Raw genomic sequence first — 16669 nt, 5'->3', positions numbered from 1 at the left:
CCGCCAGCACCGCCCGGGGTGACGCGGCGGTCCCCACCGCCCCGGTGGCTGCCGCGCCGGGCAGTCGGGCCGCCACCGGGACCGTTCCGGCCACCGAAGGGCCCGGCTGGCGCTCGCTGGACGTCGGTTCCCCGTTCGACTACGCCCGGCAGGGCATCCTCTACGTCGCCGCGCACCTGCCCCGCCCGAGCGTGTCCGGGCTGCCGGACGTGGCCGGCGAGGAGTTGCTGGCGCTGGTCGGCGCGCTCGGTGGGCGTACCCTCGGGCTCTTCTCGTCGCGACGGGCCGCGCAGCAGGCCGCGGAGTTGGTCCGGGGACGCACCGATCTGCCGGTGCTGCTCCAGGGCGAGGAGGCGCTGCCCCTGCTGGTCCGCCGGTTCCGCCAGGAGCGGTCGAGCTGCTTGTTCGGGGTGATGTCGCTCTGGCAGGGAGTGGATGTGCCGGGTGACTCCTGCCAGCTCGTGGTCATCGACCGGCTGCCCTTCCCCCGGCCCGACGAGCCGCTCGCGGCGGCCCGGGCCGCGGCGGTGGACGCCGGCGGCGGCTCCGGTTTCTCGGCGGTCAGCGTGCCGATCGCGGCGGTCCGACTGGCTCAGGGCGTCGGGCGGCTGATCCGGTCCACCGGCGACCGGGGCGTGGTCGCGGTGCTCGACTCCCGGTTGGAGACCGCGCGCGGGTACGGACCGTTCCTGCGCCGCTCGCTGCCGCCGTTCTGGTACACCACCCGGCCCGAGGTGGCCCGCGGCGCCCTCGAACGCCTGGCCCAGACCTGACCGGCGCCGCCCTGACCCGGCCCTGACCCCGGGCCGGGCTGGGCTGGGCTGGGCTGGGCTGGCGCGGAATGCCGCAAACGGCAGTGTCCGCGGCGTCAGACGGCGCAGATAGCGGCGACCTCGCGAGCGACCCCGCGGACGCCGACGGCGAACCGCGACGTTCGCGGGGCCACGCGGGTGCCGACGGTACGACAGGTCAGGGCGCCTGGGCGGCGACCACCACCGCGTCCGGCGGCGTGTCCGGCACGGAACGGGCGGCCAGCCGGCGTACGGCGGTGTTGAGCACCGCGATCAGCGGCACCGCGACCAGCGCACCGGTGATGCCGGCCAGCACCACGCCGGCCGCGATCCCGATGATCACCGCGAGCGGGTGGATGGCCACCGCCCGACCCATGATCAACGGCTGGAGTACGTGCCCCTCCACCTGCTGCACCCCGATCACCACGCTCAGAATGATCAGCGCGGTCACCGGGCCGCTGTCGACGAGCGCCACCAGCACCGCCACCCCGCCGGAGAGCGTCGCCCCGACGATCGGGATGAACGCGCCCAGGAACACCAACGCGGCCAGCGGGAACGCGAAGGGCACCTTGAAGATGACCAGGAAGATGCCGATCCCGACCGCGTCGATGAAGGCGACCAGCACGGTGGCCCGGACGTACGCGCCGAGCGTGGCCCAGGAGGCCCGGCCCGCGTCGTCGACCTTCCAGCGCGCCGCCACCGGCAGCAGCCGGACCAGGAAACGCCAGATGTTGTTGCCGTCACGGAGGAAGAAGAAGGTGGCGAAGAGCACCAGGACGGCCCCGGTCAGCACCTCGGCGAGGGTGGTCGCGGTGGAGAGCGCGCCGCTGGTGAACCGTTCGGTGTTGGCGTTCACCCACGCCTGACCCTCGTCGATGTACCGGTCGAGCTGGTTGTCCGACAGGTGCAGCGGGCCGGTCTTGAGCCAGTTCTGGATCTGCCGTACGCCCTGCGACGACTTCTCGCTCAGCTCCGGCACACCCTGGATGAACTCGTTGACCACCAGGGTCAGCGTGCCGACCACCGCGGCCAGGCCGCCGACCAGCACCACTCCGGTCGCCAGCGACCTCGGCAGCCGCAGCCTCAGCAGCCAGCCCACCGCCGGCGCGAGCAGCGCGGAGAGCAGCAGCGCGACCGCCAGGGGAATGACCACGATGCTGATCGTCCCGACGATCTTGAGTAGCGCCCAGGCCACCACACCGATCACGATCAGTCGCCAGGACCAGGCGGCCGCGATCCGCAGTGCGTGCGGCACGTCGGCGTCGTCGCGGCTGGTCGTGGAGTTGTGCAACTCGCCGGGGGGCTCGGCGCCGACGACGGTGGCCGACGGCGACGCCACGGGCCCGGGGGACGCCGGCGAGGCCACCCCCGGCTCCGCCGGCCCTGCGGTGGCGCCGGTGCGGGCACCGCGCACCGACTCCCGTCCCGACTCGTACGCGCGGCGGAGTCCGGCGCGTACCCGCTCGAAGCGGCTCAAGCACACCTCCTGGGAAGAAACCGGGCCGCCAAGCACGACGGTCCGGACAGGGTACGTCCGACAGCCGTCACCGTATGGCAGTTCCGCCACACAGTGCCCCGGCTGGCCGGGCTCAACCACCAGACGACCGTAACCGGGGCACGCGGTAGCGTCTTCGCGTGACCGCCGACCAGAATCTCGACTCCGGCCTGCCGATCCGCCTGCTGCACGACCGCGTGCTGGTGCGGATGGAGGGAAGCGAGGGCGAGCGCCGCTCCACCGCCGGCATCGTGATCCCGGCCACCGCCGCCATGGGCAAGCGGTTGGCCTGGGCCACCGCGGTGGGCGTCGGCCCGCACGTCCGCTCGATCGTCTCCGGTGACCGGGTGCTCTTCGACCCGGACGACCGTTCGGAGGTGGAGCTGCACGGCCGCGGGTACGTGCTGCTGCGGGAGCGTGACGTGCACGCCGTCGCCGCCGAACGGGTGGAGAACGAGCCCACCGGCAACACCGGCCTTTACCTGTAGCCACCCGGCCGGGTGATCCGTCCGCCGTCCCCGCCACCGGGCGCGGCTGTTTGTGCCGCTTCCCGGTGGGAAGCCAGGCGCATCCAGCGCCCCTGGGGAGGGACGATGCCGGTACTCGTGAAGAAGCTGCTGCTCTGGGGCGGCGTCGCCTTCCTGATCTACTTCATGGCGTTCCGGCCGGACGGCGCCGCCCAGATGTTCAAGGCGATCGGGGCGGGGTTGATGGCCATGGCCCAGGGGCTCGGCGACTTCCTCACCACCCTGATGACCTGACGGGCGGTTTGGCCTGATCCGCGCCGAGCAACAACGGGCGCGAGCCGGCTCAGGGCCGGCCGGTCGGCCACGGCGCGGCCGGACCCGGGCCGGGCCAGTGGGACGGGCCGTGACCGGCCGGGTGCCCCGGGTACGGCGGCGGCGGGACCAGCACCACCGGGATCGGCACCACCGGCGAGTCCGGGGCCTCGACCGGGCGCTGTGACCCGTCCGGGAAGCGCAGGTGGTAGCGCTGCCCGTCCCAGATCCCGACCGGGGCCTGCGGATCCCGTCCCACGAAGAACGACCGGTACGCGCTGATCGCCTCCAGCAACTGCCGCTCCTCCTGGGCGGTACGCTCCCGATCGGCCACCTTGCGGTCCAGTCCTCGACGCATGCCGTCGCGCAGCAACGCCAGCCGGGTGGCGGCGAACTGGTAGCCGCGCATCGCCCGCAGGCCCGGCTCACCGGCGACCCGGCGGGCCCAGACCCGCGCCGCGTGCCGCCGGCCCAGGCTGCCCAGCGCGGCCACCTCCGGCGGGGTGAGCCAGCCGGCCCGGACATAGTCCGGCAGGACCCGCTCGGTGAGCCGCCCCTCCCAGGCACGCAGCCAGACCGCGAAGCCGACCATGCCGAAGAAGATCGGCACCATCAGCGCGACGATGCCGAAGAAGAAGATCGCCGCCTGGCCGGTGGCCTGCACCAGCGACGGCAGCAGGTTCCAGGTGCCGTGCAGGATCATCGCCAGCAACAGGCCGGCCGCCGGGGCGAGGACGCGCACCCGCCGGTCGGCGGTACGGGCGGCGATGCCGAGTCCCACCCCGGTCATCGAGGTGAAAAGCGGGTGGGCGAAGCCGAAGAACAGGATCCGGGTGATGAAGATGATGATGACGTTGCGGACTCCGGTGGCCGGGCCCCACTCGTCGACACCGGAGGCGTAGCCGAGACCGCCCAGGTAGAGGATGTTCTCCACCATGGCGAACCCGACCGCGGACAGGCCGCAGTAGACCAGACCGTCGGTGATGCCGGACCATTCGCGGCGGCGGAAGACCAGCAGCAGGATCGGGCCGAGCGCCTTGGTCAGCTCCTCGATGAACGGGGCGACCAGCACCGCGGTCAGCGCCGAGGGCAGCTCCCAGCGCTCGAAGAGCTGCGCGCCGGCGTTGTTGACGGTCAGTGACGCCGCGGTGGAGACGAACGCCCCCCAGGCGAAGCAGAAGACCAGATACTTCAACGGTTCCGGTTCGTACCGGTCGAGCCAGAGGAAGCACGCCACCAGGACCGGCACCGGCAGGACCGCGGCGGCAACCCCGACCAGCAGCGCGTCCAGGCCGAGGTTGGTGCCCAGGGTGTAGAGCATGTAGACCGCGCAGGCGGCGATCAACAGCACCACCCCGGTCAGCACCAGCACCCGTCGCCAGCCGAGCCGGCGCGACGGCATCCCGGGCGCGACCGCTCCCGGTGGTGGGACGGCGGGCGCGGGCGGCGGCGGCACGGGCCAGCCGGGCGGGGTGACGGCCATGCGGTCAGCGTAGTCACTCGTGTCGGGCGGTTCAGCCCACCGGCGGGGCGGCGGGCGGCTTCGGGGCCACGGACTGCCCCGCCGACTCGCCGGCCGGCTTCTCCTGGTCGCCGAAGGACTGCCGGACCAACCGGTTCGCGTCCTCCTGGGAGATGCCGGAGGCGACCATCAGGTCGCTGGCGGTGGTGCGCACCTGGGCGATCACGACGCTGCCGGAGAAGCCAACCCCCTGCGCGTACGCCCGGCCCGCCTCGCTGACCGCGCGCAGCGACCGCTCCCGCGCCCTCCTCGGTTCCTCACCGGCGGCGAACTCGTGCCGCAGCAGGCGTACCGACTCGGCGAGATGGGCCACCGCGTCGGGCATCGGCTCGGGAATCGCCTCCTCGTCCTCGATCAGGGTGACCGCCCGCCGGATCAGGGTGCCGCTGTTGCGCATCGCCCGGTCGACCGGGTCGGCCGCCTCCGCGTAGTGGGTCAGCTCGTCGCGGCGGTGCCAGCGCGCCGGGGAGATGGTGATGGTCTCCTTGGCGCCCTCGATCGCCTCGGTGAAGGCGGCCAGCTCCTCCTTGTTCTCCCGGAGCCGTTCCAGGGCCCGCTGGGCGCTGTCCCGGTCCCGCTCGCGCAGCGCCGCGGCGCAGTTGTCGAGCTGGTTGGCGAGGAGGTCCAGCGCGGGCCGGGCAGCCCGGTTGATCACCCGGAGCGGGTTGAGCGGCAGCAGGATCGCCGTCACCAGCAGCGCGATCCCGCCGCCGACGAAAGCGTCGACGAAGCGGGGTATCTCCAGGTCCTGGGTGGATGGGCTGAGCGTGACGATCAGCACCGCGGTGGCCGCGGCCTGGATGACGATGGCCACGCTGCCGCCGAAGAAGATGGTCAGCACGATGGCCGAGGTGACCACGAGCCCGAGCTGCCAGCCGCCCGTGCCGAGGAGGTAGATCAGCACGTCGCCGAGGAAGACCCCGACCGCCACCCCGATGATCAGCTCGACGGTGCGACGCAGGCGCTGGCCCACCGAGGCGGCCAGGGTGCCGACCGCCGAGATCGGCGCGAAGACCGGTTGCGGGTTGTTCAGCAGCTCGTATGCCGCGAACCAGGCCAGGGCGGCGGCCACTCCGGCCTGGACGGCCAGGCCGAACGACATGCGGACCCGGTGCAGCCGGTCGTGCAGGGTGGCCCGACCCCGGTGGCGCAGCTGTTCCAGGGCCGCGGCGATCCGCGCGGAGTCGACGTCCGTCGAAGCGTCGCGCAGGCCGACCCGGCGCATCAGCGACGGTCGTCGGTCCCGGGCCACGGCCATGGCCGGGACTACCCACGCCCGGGCGGTTCATTCCGCCGGACGGATTCGTAGCCACCCGCCGCGGTGCGGCAGACTCGGCGAGGTGAGCGAGCTGATCGGGCGCTGGCGGACGGCGGCGCGGGGCGCCGGGGCCACCGGCCACGACCAGACGTTGACCCGGGCCGGCGAGGAACTGCTCGCCCGCTGGCGGGAGCCGCACCGGCACTACCACACCCCGCGCCACCTCGCCGCCGTGCTGGATGTCGTCGACGGGTACGCGACGTGGGCCGAGCGGCCGGATCTGGTCCGGCTCGCCGCCTGGTGCCACGACGCGGTCTACGACCCGCGCGCCGTCGGTGACGCCAACGAGCGGGACAGCGCCACACTGGCCGACACGCTGCTGACCCGGACCGGGGTGCCCGCCGCCGCGGTCGCCGAGGTCCGCCGGCTGGTCCTGGCCACCGCCGGGCACGCGGTCACCGCCGACGACCGGGACGCGGCGCTGCTCTGCGACGCCGACCTCACCATCCTGGCCGCGCCCGGGCAGACGTACGACGCGTACGCCGCCGCGATCCGCCGGGAGTACGCGCACGTACCGGAACCGGACTTCCGCGCCGGCCGCGCCCGGGTGCTGGAGTCCCTGCTGGCCCTCCCCGCGCTGTTCCGGCTGCCGCCGCTGGCCGCAGCCGGGGAGGCTCCCGCCCGCGCCAACCTCGCCCGCGAGCTGGCCGCCCTCCGCCGACCGGGTTGATCAGGCACGGGTACGACCACGCCGCCAGATCGACCGGTCGCACAAACATGGCCGCCCCTTCCGCCGGCGATTAGCCTTCCCCGCATGGTTGGCTCCCCTCTCCTCGACGACCTGCGCGCGGCGCTCGGCGACGACGCCGTGCTCACCGACCCGGATCTGCTGCGGATGCACCGCCGCGACGAGGCGGACCTCTGCCCCGCCGGGACGCCGCTGCTGGTGGTCCGGCCGCGCAGCACCGAGGAGGTGGTGGCGGTGGTCCGGGCCGCCGCCCGGCACGGCGTACCGGTGGTGCCGCAGGGGGCGCGGACCGGCCTGGCCGGCGCGGCGAACGCCGTCGACGGCGCGCTGGTGCTGAGCACGGTGGCGATGGACGCGATCCGGGAGATCGACCCGGTGGGCCGGATCGCCGTGGTGCAGCCCGGGGTGGTCAACGCCACCCTGGCCGGCGCGGTGGCGAAGCACGGCCTGCGCTACCCGCCGGATCCGGGCTCCTGGGAGTCCTCCACCATCGGCGGCAACGTCGCCACCAACGCCGGCGGGATGTGCTGCGTCAAGTACGGCGTCACCACCGAGTACGTGCTCGGGCTGGAGGTGGTGCTCGCCTCCGGTGAGGTGCTGCGGACCGGTCGGCGCACCGCCAAGGGCGTCGCCGGGTACGACCTGACCCGCCTCTTCGTCGGTTCGGAGGGAACCCTCGGGGTGATCACCGAGGTCACCGTGTCGCTGCGGCCGGTCCCCGAGGAGTCGCTGACCATGGTGGCGGTCTTCGGTTCCACGGCGGAGGCCGGAGTGGCCGTCGCCGACATCGCCGCCCAGGGGCTCAGCCCCAGCCTGCTGGAGCTGCTCGACCGGACGCACCTGCGGGCGATCGAGGCGTACCGGCCGATGGGGTTGCGCACCGACGCCCGGGCGCTGCTGCTGGCCGCCGCCGACACCGGCGTACGCGCGGCCGACGACCTGGCCCGGCTCGCCGAGGTCTGCGCGGCGGCCGGCGCCGAGGAGGTGTACGCGGCCACCGACGCCGTCGAGGCCGCGGCGCTGCTCCAGGCCCGCCGGCTGGCCCACCCGGCGATGGAGAAATTCGCCGCCGAGGCGTTTCCCGGCGGCAACGGCGGCCTGGTCATCGACGACGTGGCGGTGCCGCGGGGCGCCCTGGCCGCGCTGCTCGACGGGATCGCCCGGATCGCCGAGGAGTGCGACGTGCCGATCGGCGTGGTCGGACACGCCGGGGACGGCAACATGCACCCGAACATCGTGGTCGACCGGGCCGACCCGGCCAGCGTGGCACGGGGCCGGCGGGCCTTCGACGAGATCATGCGGCTCGGCCTGGCGCTCGGCGGCACCTGCACCGGCGAGCACGGCGTCGGGCTGCTCAAGCGGGACTGGCTGGCCCGGGAGATCGGCCCGGTCGGGGTGCGGGTGCACCAGGCGATCAAGGCGGCGCTCGACCCGGAGGGGCTGTTCAACCCGGGCAAGGTGCTGTGAGCGCGAGGAGTGAGCCGGTTCTGCGAGCCCCGCAGTCGCGAACGACGGGCGGCGCTGTGAGCCTGGCCCCGGCCTCAGGCGGTCGGCTCTGCCGGGGTGGCCTGGGTGAGCAGCAGCAGGATCTCGTACGCCACCGGCGGGCGCTCCTCGCCCGGGCAGTCCTGAGAGGTGATCAGGCCGACCGTGGTGAGCAGGCTGGACGTCAGCGCGTCGATGCAGGTGGCTCGGTACTGCCGCACCTGGTCGGTCTCCTGGGCCAGCCGGGGATCGGCGAGTAGCCCGTGCAGCCGCTGCACCTGCTCCGGTTTGAGCGTCCCGGTCGATGTGACCCCGTCACCGGCGCAGTCGTCGCACTTCCACCGGCCGTCGGGCTCCACGTCGAGTGAACGGAGTGGACCGTCCTGACCGAGCTTCTGCACCAGACTGACCCGGTTGGCCCCGGAAGAACCCCCGGCACCGGTCCCCTTCGGATCCCGGGTGGATGTCTCGTCCCCGGCGAACACCGAGCAGGCGGTCAGGGTGACCGCCAGGACGACGGCACCGGCGCAGACCGTGAGCACACGGAACCACTGAGTGGGAGCCACGCGCGGCAACTTACCCCACCGCAGGTAAGCGTTGGTACCCATCGGACGGACAACCGTCGATATCTGTGGTGTTTCGTCGCCCCGGCCGGTCACCGGGAGGAGGTCGGGAGTTCCACGCTGTCTCCGTCGGTGCCCCGATCGGCGGCGAAGCCGCGTACGTCGGGTGCGCCGAGCCGAGCCGCGTCGGCCGTGGCGTCGTCCGGCATGAGTTGCGACTCCCGTTCCGCCTCGACCCGGGCCCGGTAGTGCGCGACCTCCCGCTGGCGGATCGCCGCGTCCCAGCCCAGCACCGCGCCCATCAACTCCGCCGCGTGCTCCGCCGACTCCAGTCCTCGGTGGCCGGTCTCGATGGAGATCCGGGTACGCCGGGTCAGCACGTCCTCCAGATGCAGTGCCCCCTCGGCCCGGGCCGCGTACGTCACCTCCGCGGCGAGGTACTCCGGGGCGCCGGCCAGCGGCGAGGCGAGCAGCGGGTCGGCCTCGATCAGCGCCAGCAGTTCCAGGGTGAGGGTGCCGTACCGTTCCAGCAGGTGCTCGACCACCCCGACCGGCACCGCGTGTCGGCGGGCCAGGTCGGCGCGGTCCCGCCACATCGCCGCGTACCCGTCGGCACCGAGCAGCGGCAGGTCGGCCGTGCGGGACGGCCGCACCCCGCCCAGCCGGTAGGCGGCCCGGTCGACCACGTCCGAGGCCATCACCCGGTACGTCGTGTACTTGCCGCCGGCGACCAGGAGCAGCCCGAGCATCGGCTCGAAGACGGCGTGCTCACGGGAGAGCTTGGAGGTGGAGTCCGCCTCGCCGGCCAGCAGCGGGCGCAGCCCGGCGTAGACGCCCTCGATGTCCGCGGTGGACAGCGGCCGCTCCAGGACGGTGTTGACCTGGTCGAGCAGGTACTGGATGTCCCGCGCGGAGGCGGCCGGGTGGGAGCGGTCCAGCCGCCAGTCGGTGTCGGTGGTGCCGATGATCCAGTGTCCGCCCCAGGGGATCACGAAGAGCACGCTGGTGGCGGTCCGTACGATCAGCCCGGTCTCCCCGACGATCGCTGAGCGGGGTACGACGAGATGCACGCCCTTGGAGGCGCGGACCCGGATGCCGGGACGCAGCCCGACGTCGTTGAGCATCCGCGACATGTCGTCGCTCCACACGCCGGTCGCGCCGATGACCGTCCGGGCGCGTACCTCGAACTCGGCGTCCGGGGAGTCGGTGGCGGCCTCCAGGTCACGGACCCGGACCCCGGTGACCTCGCGGGCCTGCCGGATCAGCCCGACGGCCCGGGCGCTGCTCACCACGGTCGCGCCGAGGCTGGCCGCGGTGCGGGCCAGGGTCACCACCAGCCGGGCGTCGTCGACCTGACCGTCGTAGTAGCGGATGGCTCCGGCCAGCCCCTCGGCTCTGAGGCTGGGGAAGATCCGGCGGGCGCCCTCGCGGGTCAGGTGCCGGTGCAGCGGCATTCCCCGGCCACCGCCGAACACCCCGGCGAAGGCGTCGTAGGTGGCCACCCCCGCGCCGTAGTAGGCCCGACGGAAGGCCCGGGCCGGCAGGTCGCGCAGGCCACGTCCGGCAGGCAGCGGCACCAGGATCGGCACCGGCCGTACCAGGTGCGGGGCGAGCCGGGTGGCGAGCAGACCGCGCTCGGTCAGCGCCTCGTGCACCAGGTGGAACTCCAGTTGCTCCAGGTAGCGCAGGCCGCCGTGGATCAGTTTGCTGGATCGGCTGGAGGTGCCGGCGGCGTAGTCGCGCGCCTCGACCAGGGCCACCTTGAGCCCTCGGGAGGCGGCGTCGACCGCGGCGCCCGCCCCGGTGACGCCACCGCCGATGATCAGCACGTCGAACCGCTCGGCGCGCAGCCGGCGCAGGTCTGCGGCGCGGCGCTGTGGGGAGAGCTGGCCGGCGGTGGATCGGGTCACGTTGGGGTCGCGCACGCGTCCACGGTAACCGCCCGGGGGCGCGAGCAGCAGAGGTGGAGCCGGAGCGGCCCCAGCCAGCCCCGATCAATCACCCTGAGTGATGAGAGGTATCCCTTGATTCTGGCATTGGCGACCACATACCGGGCATCATGATCCACTGCCTCCCCCCGGATCGCCGGCTCGGATCCCGGAGGACCAGCCCGACTGCCTGCCACCGCCGCCGCCTGCCGGGCTCCGCCGACCCGGAGTCCCGCACCGCTTTGCCCGGCTGCCACCGACACGTCATCCCCGCCCACCTTGGACATTCAGCTACTCACCGTCACCTCTTACTCGCCTTACTCGCCGTCGACCCGACCCGGCGGCGCGGGTACGACCGGCACGGTGACCGCGCAGCGATGCGGCCGTCTGTCGTACTGTTTCCGGATGCGGGCCGAGGCAGCTGACTCCGGAAGCGACGCCGGACAGCGGTCGGGAAACCCGTGGGTGGTGCTGGCGGCGGTGCTGGCCGGCGTCTGGACGGTGGCCACCACCGCCCTGTTCCAACTCGCCGGATGGCTGGCCGACCAGATCCGGCTGGCCAGCGGCCTAAACCGGTGGGTGTGGCTCTGGCCCCTGGTCGGCGCGATCACCGTCCTGCTGACCGGACTACCCGCCCTGCTGCTGACGCTGCTGCCCCGCTCGGCCGCGGTGCGCACCACCGGCCGCGCCTGGCTGGCCGCCGCGGTCGTCCTCGCCGCGTTGGGGGCGTTGCGGGCGCTGCCGCCCGTACACCACGAGTTGTACCTGACCGCGTTGGCCGCCACCGCGCTCGCGCTCGCCGTCGTCGCCGCCCGGCTGCCCCACCCCGGTACCACCGGGCCGGCCCCGGCGGGTCACCCGGCGGCCACAGGCGACAGTCGGCGGGCAAGCCCGGTGAACCTGCTCGCGGTGGCCGCCGGGCTGGCCCTGCTGCTGCCGTGGGCCTGGCTCGGCGCGCTCGGCGGCCTGCTGGAGACCCTGGTCGCGGCGGCCGCCGCGGCGGCCCTGGGCGTACTCGCCGGGGCGCTGCTCGACGAGCGGTTCTGGCCGCTGTTCGCCTTCACCGCACCGCCCCGACCGGCCCGGTCGGTTCTGGTCGGCGGCCTGGTCGCCGGGGTGGCCCTGCTGCTGCTCGCCGCCGGGACCGGCCAGTCCGGGGCGCAGCTACCGGCCCTGCTCACCGTGCCGCCGGTCGCCTTCACCCTGGCCGCCCTCCGAGTCCTGGCCCGCCGCACCGGCGCGACCGGTACCGTCGGGATCCGCTGGCTGGTCGGGTTGGCGCTGCTCGGCCCGCTGGCCTTCACCGACCCGGAGGAGATCTCCGTCCTGCTCGCCACCACCCGGGACGTGCCGTTCTGGGTGGCGGTCGCCGCCGCCGGCGGACTCGCCGTCGCGGTCCTGCTCGCCGTCGGGTACGGCGTGCTGCTGGCCCGTCCACGCGGCCCGGCGCCGAGCCGGCGGGTGGCCGCGCTGGTCGCGGCGGTCCTGCTCGGCACCGTCGGGGTGGTCGACCTCGGCCTCGGGCAACCCGGGTGGCACGGCGAACGGCTGCTGGTGGTGTTGCGCGAGCAGGCGGACCTCTCCGGTGTCCCCGCCGGTACGCCGGGTCGCGCCGGCCGGGACGCCCGCGCCGCCGAGGTGTACCGGCGACTGGTCGCCACCGCCGAGCGGACCCAGGGCGACCTGCGTCGGGAACTGACCCGGCTGCGGCTGAACCCGACCCCCTACTACCTGGTCAACGCGATCGAGACCGACGGCGGTCCGGTCGTACGGGCCTGGCTGGCCGGCCGGCCCGAGGTGGACCGGGTCCTGGTCAGCCAGCGGCCCCGCCCGCTGCCGGCCCCGGCTGCGACCAGCACCGGCGATCGGCCCGCACCCACCGGCCCCACCTGGAACATCCGGATGATCGGCGCCGATCGGGTCTGGTCGGAGTTGGGGGTCACCGGCACGGGCGTGGTGGTGGGCAGCTCCGACTCGGGCGTGGACGGCCGCCATCCGGCGCTGGCCGGCGGCTTCCGGGGTGGCGACGACTCCTGGTACGACCCGTGGGAGGGCGCCCGGTCGCCGTACGACAGGGGCGGGCACGGCACCCACACCCTCGGCAGTGCCGTCGGCCGGGACGGGATCGGCGTCGCCCCCGGCGCGGGTTGGGTGGGCTGCGTCAACCTGGACCGCAACCTGGGCAGCCCGGCCCGCTACCTGGACTGCCTCCAGTTCATGTTGGCCCCGTTCCCGCCGGGCGGTGACCCGTTCACCGACGGTCGTCCGGCCCGGGCACCCGACCTGCTGACCAACTCGTGGGGCTGCCCGTCCATCGAGGGCTGCGACGCCCGGGCACTGCGCCCGGCGACCGCCGCGCTGGCTGCCGCCGGGATCCTGGTGGTCGCCGCCGCGGGCAACACCGGCCCGTACTGTGGTTCGATCGCCGATCCGCCCGCACCGTACCCGGACGTGCTGACCGTCGGCGCGGTGGACCGGCAGCGGAAGGTCGCCGAGTTCTCCAGCCGAGGGCCGGCCACCGGCGGGGCGACCAAACCCGATCTGGTCGCGCCGGGCGCCGACGTGCTCTCCGCGATGCCCGGCGGGGGGTACGCCACCCTGGCCGGCACCTCGATGGCGACCCCGCAGGTGGCGGGGGTGGTGGCGCTGATGTGGTCGGCCAACCCGGCACTCGTCGGCGACCTGGAGCGCACCGGGCGGATCCTGCGGGAAACCGCGAAACCCGCCGCGACGCCGGCCGGCCCGGACGCCTGTGCGGCGGGTCCCGCCGCCGAGGGCGCGGGGGTCGTCGACGCGTACGCGGCGGTCCGGGCGGCCCGGGCCGGCTGACCGGGTGGATCCCGACATCCCACGGTTCACCCGCGCCGGTGACCGCTGGCCCCTACCGTTTCGGTAGAGGAGGCGGTCATGACGGACGACGAGCAGAGCGACGACACGGTGCCGGACCCCTGGACGCCGGTCGGCGACCCGCCCACCCCGGTGCCGTTCGACCGCCGGGACTACGGCGACGCCGAGCAGTTGGCGGAGCTGGCCGGCGCGAACGAGGCGGCCGACGAGCCGGTCACCGTGGTCGACGAACCTGTCCCGGTGCCTCCGCCGTACGACCGGGCGCAGAAACGGCGCAACGAGCGGGCACTGCCCTGACGGGCAACCAGCGGACACTGCCCTGACGGACGCGGAAGGGGCGGACCGCTGACGCGGCCCGCCCCTTCTCGGCGTACTGGTGGAGCTGGACTCAGAAGTCCATGTCCCCGCCACCCGGACCAGCCGGGGCGGCCGGGGTCTTCTCCGGCTTGTCCGCCACGACGGCCTCGGTGGTGAGGAAGAGCGCCGCGATCGACGCAGCGTTCTGCAGCGCCGAGCGGGTCACCTTGGCCGGGTCGATGATGCCCGCGGCCAGCAGGTCGACGTACTCGCCGTTGGCGGCGTTGAGGCCGTGGCCCGCCTCGAGGTTGCGGACGTGCTCGACGACCACGCCACCCTCCAGGCCGGCGTTGACGGCGATCTGCCGCAGCGGGGCGTCCAGCGCGATCCGGACGATCTGCGCGCCGGTCGCCTCGTCGCCGGTCAGGTCCAGCTTGTCGAAGGCGGTCTTGCCGGCCTGCACCAGCGCGACGCCACCACCCGGGACGATGCCCTCCTCGACGGCGGCCTTCGCGTTGCGGACGGCGTCCTCGATGCGGTGCTTGCGCTCCTTCAGCTCGACCTCGGTGGCCGCGCCGACCTTGATCACCGCAACACCGCCGGCCAGCTTGGCCAGGCGCTCCTGCAGCTTCTCCCGGTCGTAGTCGGAGTCGCTCTTGTCGATCTCGGCCCGGATCTGGTTGACCCGGCCCTGGATCTGCTCGGCGTCGCCGGCACCGTCGACGATGGTGGTCTCGTCCTTGGTCACCACGACCTTGCGGGCGCGGCCCAGCATGCCGAGGTCGGCGGCGTCGAGCTTGAGGCCGACCTCCTCGCTGATGACCTGGCCACCGGTGAGGATGGCGATGTCGGTAAGCATGGCCTTGCGGCGGTCACCGAAGCCCGGCGCCTTGACGGCGACCGACTTGAAGGTGCCCCGGACCTTGTTGACCACCAGGGTGGCCAGGGCCTCGCCCTCCAGGTCCTCGGCGATGATCAGCAGCGGCTTGCCCGACTGCATGACCTTCTCCAGGATGGGGAGCAGGTCCTTCACCGACGAGATCTTGCTGTTGGCGATCAGGATGTACGGGTCGTCGAAGACGGCCTCCATACGCTCCGGGTCGGTCATGAAGTACGCGGAGATGTAGCCCTTGTCGAAGCGCATACCCTCGGTGAGCTCCAGCTCCAGACCGAAGGTGTTGCTCTCCTCGACGGTGATGACGCCTTCCTTGCCGACCTTGTCCATCGCCTCGGCGATGATCTCGCCGACGCTGGTGTCACCGGCCGAGATGGAGGCGGTGGAGGCGATCTGCTCCTTGGTCTCCACGTCCTTGGCGAGCTTGAGCAGCTCCTCCGAGACGCTGGCCACGGCGGCCTCGATGCCCCGCTTCAGGGCCATCGGGTTGGCGCCGGCGGCCACGTTGCGCAGGCCCTCACGGACCAGGGCCTGGGCCAGGACGGTCGCCGTCGTCGTGCCGTCACCGGCGACGTCGTCGGTCTTCTTCGCGACCTCCTTGACCAGCTCGGCGCCGATCTTCTCGTACGGGTCCTCGAGCTCGATCTCCTTGGCGATGCTCACACCATCGTTGGTGATGGTGGGGGCACCCCACTTCTTCTCGAGCACGACGTTGCGGCCCTTGGGGCCGAGGGTCACCTTCACGGCGTCGGCGAGCTGGTTCATGCCCCGCTCGAGGCCGCGGCGCGCCTCTTCGTCGAACGCGATCATCTTGGCCATACGGCGTTGTCCTCCTGGACACTCACGGGCCACCCGAGTGTTTGTGCCCCGGATGGGCCGCCTGGTGTACGCACCTTGGGACGTCGCCACCTGGCGACGACGACGTCCTTCGGCCGGGCCGGATAGCCCGCGACGACCGGCCATGTGCCCCGGAGACGTTGCGGAACGCCCCCGCGGCCGTGGCCCCACCGCCCCGACCATTGGCACTCACATGATGCGAGTGCCAATGACTTGTTTAGCACTCTCCCATGCCGAGTGCAAGCACACTCCGGATCGCTCAGCCCAGTTCCGCCGCCAGTCGGGCGGCGTCCACCGGGCCTTCGTGGGCCCGCTGCTCGGCGTACGCGGCGACCAACCCGACGAGCTGGGCCAGCTGGAACGGCAGGGTCAGCACCCCGGCAACCAGGATCAGACCGGGCACCGCCACGGCCGAGCCAGGCGAGGCGAGCGGATCGAGGCCGAACGGCGCGGTGACGATCTCCTCCAGCATTCCCCCGCCCACGGCTCCGACGAGCACCGCCAGCGCCACCAGGCCGACCCGGCCGAGGGTCAGACCGAGCCGGTCGTGGAAGAAGCGGAAGGACCGGCCGATCGGGTTGTGCCGTTCGAAGAGATAGACCGGGCCGGCCAGGGCGAGCGCGAAGGCGAGGTAGACGCCGGGCAGGACGAAGAGGCACATCCCGGCCACCACCAGCAGCGAGACCAGCAGCTGCCAGCCCCACAGACCGAGCGCGCGGCGCAGACCGTAACGGAGTGCGCCGGCGAGGGCGACCGGCTCACCGGCGGCCTGACGGGTCACCACCCACGTGCCACCGGCCCAGCCGACGCACTGCACCAGGCTGGCCAACGCACTGACCACGACGATGACACCGCCGAAGACGGCGAGCTCGCGGAAGAAGCCGTCGGGCAGGGAACCGTCGGCCGGGAGCGGCTCCACGGCGGACGGGCTCAACCCGAGCGCCACCAGCGAGATCACCAGGCTGGGCAGCACCTGGGTGAGGAACAACAGCGGCACCAACAGCCGCCAACCCCGGCGCACCGCCCCGGCGCAGCGGGCAAACCAGCCGTTCACCCCGGCGTACGGCGGATTGACCAGCGGATCGTTGGGGTTCCCGCCCACCTCGGGCCAGCCGTACGGGACCTGGCCGCCGTAGGGCGGGTAGCCCGGGTACGGCCCGGCACCGGGCGGCATCGCCGGGTACGGCTGACCGGGGTACGGCATTCCTGGATACGGGAGGGTGC

Annotated in this window: 14 protein-coding genes; 7 read left to right on the top strand and 7 right to left on the bottom strand. The window is 73.4% G+C overall.

What is annotated here, in order from left to right; all coding sequences use genetic code 11:
- Window positions 1-773: ATP-dependent DNA helicase (locus tag E1182_RS21165; RefSeq protein ID WP_243706341.1), on the top strand; the 773-nt coding region annotated here is incomplete at its 5' end.
- A 196-nt stretch (window positions 774-969) separates the two neighbouring features.
- Here E1182_RS21165 and E1182_RS21160 read toward each other — a convergent pair.
- Entirely contained in the window at window positions 970-2268 is a 1299-nt protein-coding gene (locus tag E1182_RS21160) for an AI-2E family transporter (RefSeq protein ID WP_371687586.1), read from the bottom strand.
- A gap of 158 nt (window positions 2269-2426) precedes the next feature.
- Here E1182_RS21160 and E1182_RS21155 point away from each other — a divergent pair, with 158 nt between their 5' ends.
- Window positions 2427-2774, top strand: a complete 348-nt coding sequence (locus E1182_RS21155) for a co-chaperone GroES (protein ID WP_132268049.1) — start codon at window positions 2427-2429, stop codon at window positions 2772-2774.
- Between the two features lie 105 nt (window positions 2775-2879).
- A complete protein-coding gene (locus E1182_RS31220; protein ID WP_165942676.1) occupies window positions 2880-3047 on the top strand; it encodes a hypothetical protein in 168 nt (55 codons plus the stop codon).
- 49 nt (window positions 3048-3096) lie between these two features.
- Here the strand turns inward: E1182_RS31220 and E1182_RS21150 are convergent, their stop codons facing one another.
- Window positions 3097-4548, bottom strand: coding sequence for a PrsW family intramembrane metalloprotease (locus E1182_RS21150; RefSeq protein WP_132268042.1), 1452 nt, complete (start codon window positions 4546-4548; stop codon window positions 3097-3099).
- Between the two features lie 31 nt (window positions 4549-4579).
- The gene (locus tag E1182_RS21145) at window positions 4580-5812 is read right to left on the bottom strand and encodes an aromatic acid exporter family protein (protein ID WP_243706342.1); all 1233 of its coding nucleotides are present in this window, start codon (window positions 5810-5812) and stop codon (window positions 4580-4582) included.
- Window positions 5813-5927: 115 nt separating this feature from the next.
- On the opposite strand from E1182_RS21145, the gene E1182_RS21140 reads away from it, so the two are divergent.
- On the top strand, window positions 5928-6575 hold the full coding sequence (locus E1182_RS21140) for a metal-dependent phosphohydrolase (protein WP_132268038.1): 648 nt from the start codon (window positions 5928-5930) through the stop codon (window positions 6573-6575).
- An 84-nt stretch (window positions 6576-6659) separates the two neighbouring features.
- Complete coding sequence (locus E1182_RS21135; protein WP_132268036.1) at window positions 6660-8060, top strand: FAD-binding oxidoreductase; 1401 nt, start codon at window positions 6660-6662, stop codon at window positions 8058-8060.
- A 74-nt stretch (window positions 8061-8134) separates the two neighbouring features.
- Here the strand turns inward: E1182_RS21135 and E1182_RS21130 are convergent, their stop codons facing one another.
- Both E1182_RS21130 and E1182_RS21125 read right to left on the bottom strand, forming a co-directional pair.
- A complete protein-coding gene (locus tag E1182_RS21130) occupies window positions 8135-8644 on the bottom strand; it encodes a hypothetical protein (RefSeq protein ID WP_243706340.1) in 510 nt (169 codons plus the stop codon).
- Between the two features lie 89 nt (window positions 8645-8733).
- Window positions 8734-10551 (bottom strand): glycerol-3-phosphate dehydrogenase/oxidase, encoded by a 1818-nt coding sequence (locus E1182_RS21125; RefSeq protein WP_132268047.1) that lies wholly within the window; start codon window positions 10549-10551, stop codon window positions 8734-8736.
- 423 nt (window positions 10552-10974) lie between these two features.
- Here E1182_RS21125 and E1182_RS21120 point away from each other — a divergent pair, with 423 nt between their 5' ends.
- Both E1182_RS21120 and E1182_RS21115 read left to right on the top strand, forming a co-directional pair.
- Window positions 10975-13398, top strand: a complete 2424-nt coding sequence (locus tag E1182_RS21120) for a S8 family serine peptidase (RefSeq protein WP_132268032.1) — start codon at window positions 10975-10977, stop codon at window positions 13396-13398.
- Window positions 13399-13476: 78 nt separating this feature from the next.
- Window positions 13477-13713, top strand: a complete 237-nt coding sequence (locus E1182_RS21115) for a hypothetical protein (protein WP_243706339.1) — start codon at window positions 13477-13479, stop codon at window positions 13711-13713.
- A 91-nt stretch (window positions 13714-13804) separates the two neighbouring features.
- Here E1182_RS21115 and groL read toward each other — a convergent pair whose 3' ends face one another.
- Both groL and E1182_RS21105 read right to left on the bottom strand, forming a co-directional pair.
- Window positions 13805-15427: a chaperonin GroEL gene (groL, locus tag E1182_RS21110; RefSeq protein WP_132268030.1), complete on the bottom strand. Its 1623-nt coding sequence runs from the start codon at window positions 15425-15427 to the stop codon at window positions 13805-13807.
- 277 nt (window positions 15428-15704) lie between these two features.
- Window positions 15705-16669, bottom strand: a 965-nt coding sequence (locus E1182_RS21105) for a hypothetical protein (protein ID WP_207921468.1), incomplete at its 5' end; no start/stop codon positions are given.

This window comes from Micromonospora sp. KC721, from assembly GCF_004348355.1.
Classification (GTDB): Bacteria; Actinomycetota; Actinomycetes; order Mycobacteriales; family Micromonosporaceae; genus Micromonospora.
Note: the sequence above shows the minus strand (reverse complement) of the source record. Positions and strands in the feature narration are given on the sequence as shown.